At 33.6% G+C, this 12,224-nt stretch carries 8 protein-coding genes; 5 read left to right on the forward strand and 3 right to left on the reverse strand.

The genetic code is table 11. The features are described 5' to 3' along the window. The first annotated feature begins 424 nt into the window (after positions 1–424). The 4 genes from AC6CHR_RS22085 to ykzE all read left to right on the forward strand — a co-directional run bounded on the left by AC6CHR_RS22085 (position 425) and on the right by ykzE (position 4,577). Complete coding sequence (locus AC6CHR_RS22085; RefSeq protein WP_498251215.1) at positions 425–1,771, forward strand: TrkH family potassium uptake protein; 1,347 nt, start codon at positions 425–427, stop codon at positions 1,769–1,771. A 197-nt stretch (positions 1,772–1,968) separates the two neighbouring features. After that, a complete protein-coding gene (locus tag AC6CHR_RS22090; RefSeq protein ID WP_498251216.1) occupies positions 1,969–3,981 on the forward strand; it encodes a penicillin-binding transpeptidase domain-containing protein in 2,013 nt (670 codons plus the stop codon). Positions 3,982–4,242: 261 nt separating this feature from the next. Continuing rightward, a complete protein-coding gene (ykzP, locus tag AC6CHR_RS22095) occupies positions 4,243–4,395 on the forward strand; it encodes a protein YkzP (protein ID WP_498251217.1) in 153 nt (50 codons plus the stop codon). 2 nt (positions 4,396–4,397) lie between these two features. Continuing rightward, a complete protein-coding gene (ykzE, locus tag AC6CHR_RS22100) occupies positions 4,398–4,577 on the forward strand; it encodes a protein YkzE (RefSeq protein WP_498251218.1) in 180 nt (59 codons plus the stop codon). A 262-nt stretch (positions 4,578–4,839) separates the two neighbouring features. Here the strand turns inward: ykzE and AC6CHR_RS22105 are convergent, their stop codons facing one another. Beyond that, complete coding sequence (locus AC6CHR_RS22105; RefSeq protein ID WP_498251219.1) at positions 4,840–6,609, reverse strand: B12-binding domain-containing radical SAM protein; 1,770 nt, start codon at positions 6,607–6,609, stop codon at positions 4,840–4,842. A gap of 337 nt (positions 6,610–6,946) precedes the next feature. Beyond that, a complete protein-coding gene (locus AC6CHR_RS22110) occupies positions 6,947–7,957 on the reverse strand; it encodes an acyltransferase family protein (RefSeq protein ID WP_498251228.1) in 1,011 nt (336 codons plus the stop codon). 400 nt (positions 7,958–8,357) lie between these two features. Here AC6CHR_RS22110 and AC6CHR_RS22115 point away from each other — a divergent pair, with 400 nt between their 5' ends. Next, positions 8,358–10,553 (forward strand): PAS domain-containing sensor histidine kinase, encoded by a 2,196-nt coding sequence (locus AC6CHR_RS22115; RefSeq protein WP_498251220.1) that lies wholly within the window; start codon positions 8,358–8,360, stop codon positions 10,551–10,553. A 474-nt stretch (positions 10,554–11,027) separates the two neighbouring features. On the opposite strand, the gene mtnA is transcribed toward AC6CHR_RS22115, so the two are convergent. Next, positions 11,028–12,083 carry an S-methyl-5-thioribose-1-phosphate isomerase gene (gene mtnA / locus AC6CHR_RS22120; protein ID WP_498251222.1) on the reverse strand — a complete coding sequence of 352 codons (1,056 nt, stop codon included), beginning with the start codon at positions 12,081–12,083 and terminating at the stop codon, positions 11,028–11,030. Positions 12,084–12,224 lie beyond the last annotated feature (141 nt).

Genomic DNA, 12,224 nt, shown 5'->3' on the forward strand with positions numbered 1-12,224 from the left:
AACGTTCTGGGATGACAATCGTTAAGTGTTAATACTTAACGATTGTCATCCTTTTTTTATGCCTAGGAAATAATGAAATTTTTGCCCTATTGATAAGTACATTTCAGCTCCCGAGCTAAGTAAACTTCACCCTCCTCCATAAGGTAAGTCAACATCAACGCTTGGACTCACCGTGTTTCCCTTATCTTTTCGCGAAGTGCTCCAGTTCATAAGTCGCTAAACGATTTCTTGAGCTTTTGTTCTGCTTATAAAAACTTTCTTGAAAAAGCTTTAAATTTATTATGTTTTTCTTTAAGATAGAGGTCATGGATGTATAATGGGTACACTAATAAACAGGTTGCTTCTGAGTTATTGGTCCTATTATGCAAAATGAGAAAACTGAGTGTATGAATGTTTCACTTTAGAGGATAAGGATTGAATTGAAATGAATAAATGGAAACTTAGATTGCATGCTTTAACCCCTGTACAATTAATTGTATCTTATTATTTCTTAGCCGTAACAGTCTCGGTTATTTTATTAAGTCTACCTGTTGCTCATCAGCCTGGTGTGGAATGGACGTTTATAGATGGACTTTTTACTGCTGTAAGTGCAGTGAGTGTAACTGGTCTTACGTCTATATCCACTGCTGAAACTTTCAGTGTTCCCGGTATCTTTATATTAGCTTTTGTGCTCCAATTTGGGGGGATTGGGATAATGACTCTCGGTACATTTGTTTGGTTAATAATGGGGAAGAAGATCGGCCTAAAAGAACGTCAATTGATTATGACGGATCAAAACCAAACCAATTTATCAGGAATCGTAAATCTTATTAAACAAATAATTGTGTTAGTCCTTCTTATTGAGTTACTTGGAGGTGCCATACTAGGAATGTACTTTTTAACCTATTATGACACATGGCAAGAGGCATTTTTACAAGGGTTTTTTACATCTGTAAGTGCAACAACAAACGGTGGTTTTGATATAACTGGTCAATCACTTATACCGTTTGCAGACGATTACTTCATCCAATTTATTGTGATGTTGTTGATTATTCTGGGAGCAATTGGGTTTCCTGTTCTAATAGAGGTTAAAGACTTTTTATTTAATAAAAACCGGAAATATCGATTTTCTCTTTTCACAAAAATTACCTCAATTACATTTTTTGCATTAGTTGTTGGTGGAGCAATTATGATCGCAAGCTTGGAGTATTCTTATTTCTACAAAGGGATGGCATGGCATGAAACATTTTTCTACTCATTGTTCCAATCTACAGCAACGAGAAGTGGTGGACTTGCAACAATGGATGTTAGTATGTATACAGAAACGACTATCCTCGTTATGTGTGCGTTAATGTTTATCGGAGCATCACCTAGTTCAGTTGGTGGTGGAATACGGACGACAACTTTTGCATTGAACTTATTATTCTTGTTTCATTTTGCTAGGGGTAATAAATCGATAAAAATCTTTAGAAGAGAGTTACATGAGGATGATTTAACAAAATCAGTAGTCGTTACAATGATGGCAGTACTAATTTGTTTTGTATCTGTGTTAATCCTGACAATTTCAGAACCCTTCACTTTTACAGAGATATTATTTGAGGTCTGTTCAGCATTTGGAACGACAGGGTTATCAATGGGAATAACTTCCGAATTAAGCAACATAGGAAAAGTAGTGATTATGATTGTCATGTTTATTGGTAGAATTGGGATCTTAACGTTTCTATATCTTTTAGGTACAAAGGAGCGGAAAGATAATTTTCATTTTCCTAAGGAAAGAGTCATTATCGGATAATTATACTAGGTTGCCTCTCTTTAAAGGAGTAAGGCAACCTCTTTGTTTATTACTGATTTAAGTATGGACAAGCATAATTCATCCAGTGCCCTTCCTCGTGCTACTTATGAATTAAAAGCAAATGTAAATTGCTATGGTCATTTATAATCACTATGATATACTTTTATTGGTATAAAATGTATGGGGGGAGTCAATGAATGAAAAATTTTTGGATGATATGTCTACTTTTAGTTTCAGTGGTAGTGTTGAGTGCTTGTACAGAAAAACCTAATGCAAGTGATCGTTTTTCTCAATACATACACCTATGGAATGATCAGAAGTTTTCAGACATGTATGATATGTTATCAACGAAAACTAAAGGGACCATTTCAGAGAAAGAATTTATTAGTCGATATAAAGATATTTATGATGATATCTCAGTAAGTAATCTAAAAATAACTTTTAACAAACCATCAGAAGAGGATCAGAAAGAAGAAGAAAATGAAGTGGTATATCCATTTTCACTAACAATGGATTCACTTGCCGGTGAAATTTCATTTGATGGGGATGTTCAATTAAAGAAAGAGACAGAGGAAGATGAGGAAAATTGGTTTATTGTTTGGTCTACTGCAATGATTTTTCCACAGTTAGAAGAAAATGAGAAAATTGGCGTATCAAGTACTTCAGCTTCTAGGGGACAAATTTTCGATCAGAATGATCAAGGACTAGCAGTAAATGGAATTGCTTATGACATAGGTATCGTACCTGAAGATATCCCTGAAAATCGTGAAGAAACGCTAGCAAAAGTTGCCTCTTTACTAGGATTAAATACAGATGCAATCGATGAGAAATTAAATCAGTCTTGGGTCAAACCAAACTTATTTGTACCAATTAAAAAAATTGATCCAACTAATACTGAGCTTTGGGAGCAACTAATAAAAATCCCTGGTATTCAAAGAAAAGAAGTAAATGCAAGAGTGTATCCATTAGGTGAAGCTGCTGCACATTTAACTGGTTATATTGGTAGTATCACAGCAGAACAGCTTGAGGAGCTTAAGGGCAAAGGTTACAACAGTAATTCTAGTATAGGTAAAGCTGGACTTGAGCAAGTATATGAAGATCGACTCAAGGGTGAAGCAGGCTATAAAATCTTCGTTAGTGATACAGATAAAATAATTGCAGAAAAGAATCCTGTTAACGGGGATGATATTAAGCTTACAATTAATAGTGATCTACAAAAACTTATTTATGAGCAATTAAAAGGAGAACCAGGTACAGCAGTTGCGCTACATCCAGTTACTGGTGCAACGTTAGCTATGGTTAGTAGTCCTTCATATAATCCAAATGAATTTATATATGGAATAGCTAAAGGAAAATATGACGAGCTAGCTAATGATCCACTTAAACCGTTAATGGCAAGATTTAATAAAACATTTTCACCAGGCTCATCAATTAAGCCTTTAACAGCAGCAATTGGTTTAGAATCTGGAAAGCTTGATCCAGATGAAGTGAAGGTGATAAAAGACAAAACATGGCAACAGGATTCAAGCTGGGGAAACTATTATATCACACGTGTTTCACAAGTTGAAAAGGTCAATTTAGAAAGCGCCTTAATATATTCAGATAATATTTACTTTGCTCAGACAGCATTAGAGATAGGTGCTCAACAATTTTCAAATGGGTTAAAAGAGTTTGGTTTTGAGGAAGAAATTGATTTCCCATTCCCTATTAACAACTCTACAATATCTAGTGATGAATTGACCAATGAACAGCTTTTAGCAGATTCAGGGTATGGTCAAGGACAATTGCAGATGAGCCCGTATCATTTAGCAGCAGCATATACTACATTTATCAACAATGGAAATATGATAAAACCATATTTAGAAGTATTACCAGAATTGAAACCAAGTGTTTGGAAGGAAAAAGTAACCACGGCAGAACATGCAACTTTACTTTTTGATCAACTCGAACAGGTTGTTCAAAATCCAGAAGGTACTGCTCATAAGCCACAAGTTGAAGGACTGCAGCTTGCAGGTAAAACAGGTACTGCTGAATTGAAACAATCTAAAGAAGATGAGGAAGGTAAAGAAAATGGGTGGTTTGTCGCTGTGAATTCAAATGAACCTTCACTGCTTATTGCGATGATGATTGAGGATGTAAAGACTAAGGGTGGAAGCCATTATGTAGTACCGAAAGTTAAGCAAGTATTTAAAAGTTATCAAACAAACTAATAAGTAAAGAAGAGGTTGACTAAAAATGTCTGACACCTCCAATAAATCCTAATAGTTTATATTTTTTTAGACTGGTTCTATTAATAGGGTTTGAAGGGGGCTGTTCTAGAATTTTTAGCCATCCTCTTTTTTGTGTCTTTAATACCAATTAACCACTCTGGTAAGAGATAGATCATCTTTTTTACTTTCTCTCTATCATAAAATGATCAATTTAGGAGATGGTATATATGTGTTAGTAAATAAATTTAGGGGTGTTGACTAATGAAAAGAAAAGTAGCTAGAAACCAAGCAGTAAAGAGTAACTTCACACCAACTGAAAGTCTTCCTGAAGGAGAAGCTGCGGAAATAAATGATGATCAAGATCCAATGAAGGGCGCAAATAGAAATTCAAAAAAAGGAAAGCAAGGGAATTAACGATGACAAAAAAACATATGAAAAGCAAAGATATGGAAAATCATAAAAAATCCACACCAAAGGATCTATTACAAGAAGAGTTTGGTCAAGAGACTGGAGATGTAAATGCTTCAAAAATATATGGAATAATTGAAGGAAACAAAAGCAAAGAAAAAGATGAAGGTAAAAATGAAAACTGTTGAACATGAAAAAGTGAGAGGATTTCCTCTCACTTTTCGTTTAGAAAACGGTAAAATTCTTGTACTGTGAATAAACGCTTCGACACAGCTCCAAAGTCTTACTTTGAAAAAGTAAATGCCCAACGACTAGTGAACTTCACTCTCCTCTTTGCGATAGACAACATCAAATCGCTTTCGATATCGCTCTTCGTGTTTCCTTTATCTCATCTCATTGAGGAGTGTCCAGTTCAAACGTCGCTAAACGGACGCTTGCGGCTTTTGATCTTTAACTAACTTTAGAGTCTAGTGCGGACGATAAGGCTGAATAAACTGTAGTTGATCCTTCTATTGGATCATAGTGAACGAGAATAAATGAATTTTCCTGAACGATCTTTCCATCTTTTAAGTAATGAGTAACATTAAATGGTGAAGTTTCAAGAATGGTATGTTTAAAAAGATCTTTTTCTGTAAACTGCTTATTTGCAAATTCTTCTCCTAATATGAAGGGATTATCTAATATTGAGTGGTACATTTTACTTCTCTCTTGCTTTGTTAGTGTGTCATTCCACCAAGCTTTACGTGGTTTGTGCTTTTGATTTCGTAAATAATCATACTTCATAAATCCACTTACAATCTGTAAGTCTTCATTTTTTGCACTTTCAAGGAAATCATATAAATGCTTGTACAGATCTTCTAGTTGGTGACCAATTCTTGTCCAACCTTTATCATTCCAAAAGGTACCGAACTCTTGGAAAAAATCAAACGGGGTTGGGAAAATAGTTGAAACTAAATATTCAATTGTTTCATCCATTCGATGATCATTCCAATATTTTTCTAAAACATCTTCAACTTGTTTAATTTTAATCATATCCTCAAAGGATAGGACATTGTTTTTTAAGATTTCATATGGAGAATGATCCATATATACATAACCATGGTCATCTGCACGCAGTCGAAGCCCGGTGCCTCTTAACATTTTCAGAAAGCCAAGCTGTAATTCTTCAGGGCGTAATTCAAATACATCATTAAAAGTTTTCTTGAAGGAATGATAGTCTTCCTCAGGTAAACCAGCAATTAAATCTAGATGCTGATCAATTTTTTGGCCCTCTTTTACCATCGTCACTGTTCTAGTAAGTTTATTGAAGTTCTGCTTTCTCATGACTAATTCATTTGTTGTATCATTAGTTGATTGGACACCAATTTCAAAGCGAAATAACCCTTTAGGGGCATGATCGTTTAAAAATTGAATCACTTCAGGTCTCATAATATCGGCTGTAATTTCAAATTGGAACACGACCCCAGGCTTATGTTCATCAATTAAAAATTGAAACATTTCCATTGCATAGCTTCGGCTAATATTAAATGTTCGATCGACAAATTTAATTGTTTTAGCACCATGATCCATTAAATGACGTATATCTGCTTTAACTTTTTCACGATCAAAGTAGCGAACGCCTACCTCGATAGATGATAAGCAAAACTGACAACTGAAGGGACAACCACGACTTGTTTCAATATACGTAACACGCTTTGAAAGGTGGTGAAGATCTTCTTCAAAATGAAAAGGAGATGGTAATTCCTTTAAATCAATCTTACTTCGTTGTGGAGTAATCTTAATTGACTCGTTTTCACGATAGGCCACTCCACTAACATTCGCAAATTTATGATCACCATGCAACTCATCTAATAATTGCTTAAATGATTGCTCTCCCTCGCCAATAATAATAAAATCTACCTCAGGTATGTTATTCATCCACTCTCTTGTGTCATAGGTTACCTCAGGACCTCCAAGTATAATAATTAAAGAAGGGTTAATTTTTTTCAACATTTTAATGACTTTTATTGTTTCTTCAATATTCCAAATATAACAGCTAAATCCTAATATTGCAGGTTTTTTTGAGTGCAAATCTGTGACAATATTCATTGAAGGGTCTTTAATTGTATATTCTGCAAGCTCTATATCGTCATAGTCAGATTGAGCATATGCTTTTAAGTACCGAATCGATAAGCTTGTATGAATGTATTTAGCATTTAATGTTGATAAGATAGTTTTCATTATAGTAGCACCACTTTAGCAATATTTTATTTTTATATAAGGCAGTTTTCATAAAGAATGTTGTTTTTTAGGATATGTTCCAAAGCTTTCACTTTAAAAACAGCAAAGTTTCTAGAAAGAGCCTTAATAAATGGGTATTCAAATATTTATTGTAGCATAATTTAGTGGAAAAACGAACTTGAGTAAATGGATTGAATTCCATACTCTGTTAATAGACTAAAAAAGAAGAGTAGGCATGCTACTCTTCTTTTACTAAGGCTTTTTCGTAATAGGTATTGCATGATAGATATTGCCCAAATCGTTAGACTAAAAACGTTTAAAAAGAGTTTATTCCAGGTTATTTAATGGAAAGACTCTTTAAAATATTCTGGAATGAAGATGCCTTTAATTCAATAAAAGGTTGTGTAATTGCTTTTACAATGTTAGATGACAACGTTGAAGTTAAAAGGATTGCAAGAATAACGAGTAAGGTTAAACTTTGATAATCCTTCATCCAAGATAATAACTCACTATTTCTCATATATTGAATAAGGAACCCATGTAGTAAATAAACATAAAACGTTCTTGTTCCCCATTCTGTATAAAAGGAATGGGTTTTTGGTATAAGTGACAAAAAACTTAGCGAGGTTATAAGCGTTAAGCAATAAAACCCCAGACGAATAAGTGCGCTAAAAACGGAAACTTCGCCAAACTGAGAATAAGATTTCGAACCAAATAACCATCCATAATCAAAATCAATATAAAAGTAAGCAATAAATGTGATCATCAATAAAGAAAATGATAATACTCTTATTTTCGGAATGGTTATTCTTTTAAAATGATCATGTTTTAAATAGAACCCAATTAAAAATAATGGAAAGAACACAAATGTTCTTGAAAGACTTAAATAGTTACTAATTAATTCAATGTATCCAACTGATAAACCAACTGCAAACGCTAGTAAGACTGCCCACTTTGTTGGCAGCTTTGTAACCACTATTAGTAATACATTCCAAAAGAATAAACTAACTAAGAACCATAGAGACCAATGAGGATCTAATGGATCCAGTGCAATGGACGATTGTTTTTCAATTGAAAAATAATAAACTGAGTAAATACCTTGAAAGATAAGATAAGGTACGATTAACTTTTTTGTAATTTTACCTACATACCCTTTTTTTCTGAATCCTTTCGCAAAATAACCTGATATCAAAATAAATGCAGGCATATGAAAAGTATAGACAAACTTGTATATGTTCATAATCATTTGACTGTCATCAATGAAAGAACGAATGATATGACCAAAGACAACCAAAATAATCAAAAAAAACTTTGCATTATCAAAATAACTATCTCGATTTTTCATGATCTCACCTTTTTCTAGTTGTTTATAAATCTTAATCCAACTTTATATGACTTAAACAAATCTAATAATCGGGGTATGTTCTCAATTTAAACAAAAGCCTTAAAAGCTGTTTTGTTGATTCAGTTACATGAGATTTTTCCCCTAAATGATTCATTACTAAACTAACATTCGGTAATTGAAATAAAATTATAGGGTGTTGTAATGATTGTGTAACCGAATTGTAAGGTTGGTTATTTATTTAATTCAAATTTCAGACTACGAAAATTGTATTTTTTTCTCAAAAAAATAGTGCTTTAGAAGGTATTTATGTTAATAAGAAAGTAAATTGTAGATAGGTGAAGGACAATGCCGGGTCTTGTTGAATTATAAAAAGTGAAGAATGTGGTAATTAGGGGTGAAAAGGTTGAAGCAAACGATGGAGGAAAACGAAATCGTTACGATGAGGAAACAATTAGTTGAATTAGAAAATGAAAATCAATTGCTTAAAAAGACGCTTTTTCAACATGAAACTATACTAGAGAATGCACTGGATGCAGTTGCAATCTTTGATGAAACATTGAAATTTATTGATGTAAACACATCAGCATGTGAGATGTTCCAGTTACCAAAAGCTGAATTATGTAAACGCAGTCTATATGATTTTCTCAATCTCATACCCGAAAATGAACTTAATCAACTAAGAGCGGAATTGAACAAGGATCATTCATTTGTAAAAGAGACTATCGTCCAATTAGAAAGTGGACATGTGAAGTTTATTGAAATTTCAGTGCGTAAGCATGCATTGAATGGTTATGATTTTGCGATGCTAAAAGATGTTTCGTTTAAGAAAACGTTAGAACGAGAACGAACTATTAACGAACAATTATTTAAGGATTTGTTTCACCGAGCGGTTGATGGTATTGTCATCTTTGATCATGAAGGTGCATTTATTGATGCCAATGGTTCTTTTTGTACAAGCTTTGAAATTAACAAGGAACAGCTTACTAAGTATGTTCTTGGTGACTTTATAGATAAACAGGATGGTAGTAAGCTTGATAAATTATGGCGTGTTATGAAGGAAAACGGTAGCATAAAAGGGGAACTACCGGTGGTTTTGGAAAATGGTGAAAAGAAAATTTTCGAGTTTACAACCACTTCTAATATTATTAACGGTTTTTATATGGCAATTTTGAGGGATATTACAGAAAAACGCTCAATGGAATTAAAGCTTTACAAAAGTGAAGAACGCTTTCGAGAAATATTTGAAAATGCAATTGATGCCATAATGATTTGGAAGAAGGATGGACAAATATTAAGAGTGAATCAAGCGGCAAGCCGCACATTTGAATTGTCAGATGAAGAGCTAGTAACAAGAAACATTTTAGAGTTTATTGATCAATCTTCCATGAATTTCGAACGTGTGAAAGAGGAGTACTTAAAAACAGGTGCAATTAGAGAAGAACTATTATTTCATATGCCAAACGGGCAAAATAAACAGCTAGAGTTTACGTCTAGGATGGATATTTCAGAAGGACATCATCTAACCATTTTTCGTAACGTTAGTGAACGTAAGCTAATGGAGAAGGTGTTAAGAGAAAGTGAGCAAAAGTTCCGAAAAATATTTGATGGAGCAATGGATGGAATTGTTTTATTTAATAATTCTAATGAAATAATTGAAGCAAACCCAACTGCAATGCGAATTTTAAATCTTACACCGGAACAATTGGCTTCATTTAATTTATTCGATTTACTTTATTCAGACTTAAATCAAGGTAAAACCTGTCATGGGGTTGATTCGAAATATTGGGAAGAAAAATTACAAGAAATTAGCTATTTATTTAATAATGGAGAAGAAAAAATTTTAGAATATACGATAAAAAATAATATCAATGAAAATATGAATCTTGCAGTTTTTCGTGATGTTACGGAGAAAAGAGAGTTAGAAGAAAAACTAAGAAAATCTGATACGTTAAACGTTGTGGGTGAGTTAGCAGCTGGAATTGCTCATGAAATACGTAACCCAATGACCTCCTTAAAAGGATTCATTCAACTCCTTGAGGGTAGTATTAAAGAGGATTATTCGATGTATTTTAATGTGATTACTTCAGAATTAAGTAGAATTGAATCGATAATAACAGAATTTTTGATTTTAGCTAGACCGCAAGCAATTAAATACCTGAAGAAAGACATTGGCACCATAATGAAGGAAACAATTGATCTTTTAAACGCACAAGCAATTCTTGTAAATGTACAAATGAAGCTTTCAGAGGAAAAAGACTTACCACTACTATACTGTGAACCTAATCAATTAAAACAGGTATTTATAAATATTTTAAAAAATGCAATAGAAGTTATGCCTACTGGTGGACAAATCGATGTAATGATTGCACAGAAGGATAAAAACCATTTGTATGTTTCGATTAAAGATAGAGGATCAGGGATATCTGAAGATAAAATTAAAAGACTGGGGCAACCATTCTATACAACAAAAGAAAGAGGTACAGGACTAGGACTAATGGTAAGCTATAAAATTATTGAAGAGCATCGAGGTAGCGTAGAGGTCCAAAGTATTGTTGGACGTGGAACGACATTCCAAATTACACTTCCGATTAATCAATAACTATCCTGTGAGTATGTAAAATGCTTCATCTAGAGATGGAAAGACTTGTCACATTATTGACTTAATAACATATAATTTGTGTAAGGGAACAAAGTTGCATTTGGTAAAGAAAGGGGCAAGCTAAGTGTTGAAATATAAACGGCCTAAAAAAATTTATTTTTATACTTCCTTATTTTCTAAACTTCATATTATCTCAGAAAACGAAAAAAACAGTTTGCTGAAAAAGTGGAAGTAACAGGATCTGTTCAAGAGTAAATAGCTATATTGAACACCACACATCGATTTGAAAATTAGATGTGATTAATGATAAATAACAGTAATATTTAGCCTAGTAGAAACTGAACAGATAAAGGTCAGACTCCTCCATTAACACCGATATATGGGATCTTATGTTTCCATAGGTCTAATATCAGGAAATAGAGGGGGCTGACCATTTAGTATTTTGTCAGTTTCCATGGAGTATTTAGTTATAAATTAATCTACAGTGAATAACTTGGTGATTTTTTTCTGGTAATCACCAGTTAAAATGCCTTTTTCAGTGATAATTCCCGTAATTAATTCTCCAGGTGTGACATCAAACGCAGGATTAAAGACTTTGACACCCTCTGGTGCGATACGTATTCCGTTAAGTGTTGTTATTTCCTCTGAATTGCGTTCCTCTATTGGTATATGATTACCATTCGTAATTGATGGATCAAAAGTAGATAATGGGGCAGCTACATAAAAAGGAATCGAAAATGCTTTAGCTAGAAGCGCTAAGTTAAAGGTTCCAATCTTATTCGCAGTATCACCATTGCCAGCAATCCGGTCTGCACCGACAATTATCGCTGTGATATGTTTAGATTTAATTGTGTGTGCAGCCATATTATCAGTAATTAATGTTACATCAACATTAGCCTGCATGAGCTCCCATGTTGTTAAACGGGCCCCTTGCAAAACAGGACGTGTTTCACAAGCATATACACTAATATCTATATTTCGTTCTTTTGCTAAATAAAATGGTGCTAATGCTGTACCGTATTTAGCAGTTGCAATTGAACCTGCATTACATATCGTCATAACACGATCGCCATTATTAAAAACAGAAAGAGCGTATTCACCGATCAATCGACAAACCTCTTCATCCTCTACTTGGATTTGAATTGCCTCATGAACAATCGTCGTTTTAGCTTCGTTTATAGTGTTTGCTGAAGCTACACTTGAAACTAAACGATCTAAAGCCCAGACTAGGTTAACAGCGGTTGGTCTAGAACCCGCTAAATAATCACGTTTTAGTTTTATGTTTTGTTTAAAATCATCGATTGTATTAGAAGAATCTTGAAGGGCTGCTAGAGCTAGTCCAAATGCCGCTGTTATTCCAATAGCAGGGGCACCTCTTACTTTTAAAGACTGAATTGCTTCCCAAACTTCTTCAATGGTTGTTAACTCCAGATACTCTGTTACCTGTGGTATTTTTTGTTGATTTAAAAGTGATATAGAATCTTCTTGCCAAATGACAGATTGTGGAATAGATAGATTTGTAGTTGACATGATGTAAAACTCCTTTACTAAAAAAATTAAATTGGTTTGCTATAACAAACTAGTAACAAAGAAATAAAGTGGGGAAGTATCAACTTGATTTCTTTGTTACTATCGCTCATCGGTATCCTTTATTTTATTGCGTTGTGCTCT

This window comes from Metabacillus sp. GQ13 (genome assembly GCF_059758525.1).

What these genes read in the sequence shown, in the direction of transcription:
- ykzP (WP_498251217.1), top strand. Translation starts at nt 4,243, where the DNA reads ATGAAAAGAAAAGTAGCTAGAAACCAAGCAGTAAAGAGTAACTTCACA.
- AC6CHR_RS22105 (WP_498251219.1), bottom strand. Translation starts at nt 6,609, where the DNA reads ATGAAAACTATCTTATCAACATTAAATGCTAAATACATTCATACAAGC.
- ykzE (WP_498251218.1), top strand. Translation starts at nt 4,398, where the DNA reads ATGACAAAAAAACATATGAAAAGCAAAGATATGGAAAATCATAAAAAA.
- AC6CHR_RS22090 (WP_498251216.1), top strand. Translation starts at nt 1,969, where the DNA reads ATGAAAAATTTTTGGATGATATGTCTACTTTTAGTTTCAGTGGTAGTG.
- mtnA (WP_498251222.1), bottom strand. Translation starts at nt 12,083, where the DNA reads ATGTCAACTACAAATCTATCTATTCCACAATCTGTCATTTGGCAAGAA.
- AC6CHR_RS22085 (WP_498251215.1), top strand. Translation starts at nt 425, where the DNA reads ATGAATAAATGGAAACTTAGATTGCATGCTTTAACCCCTGTACAATTA.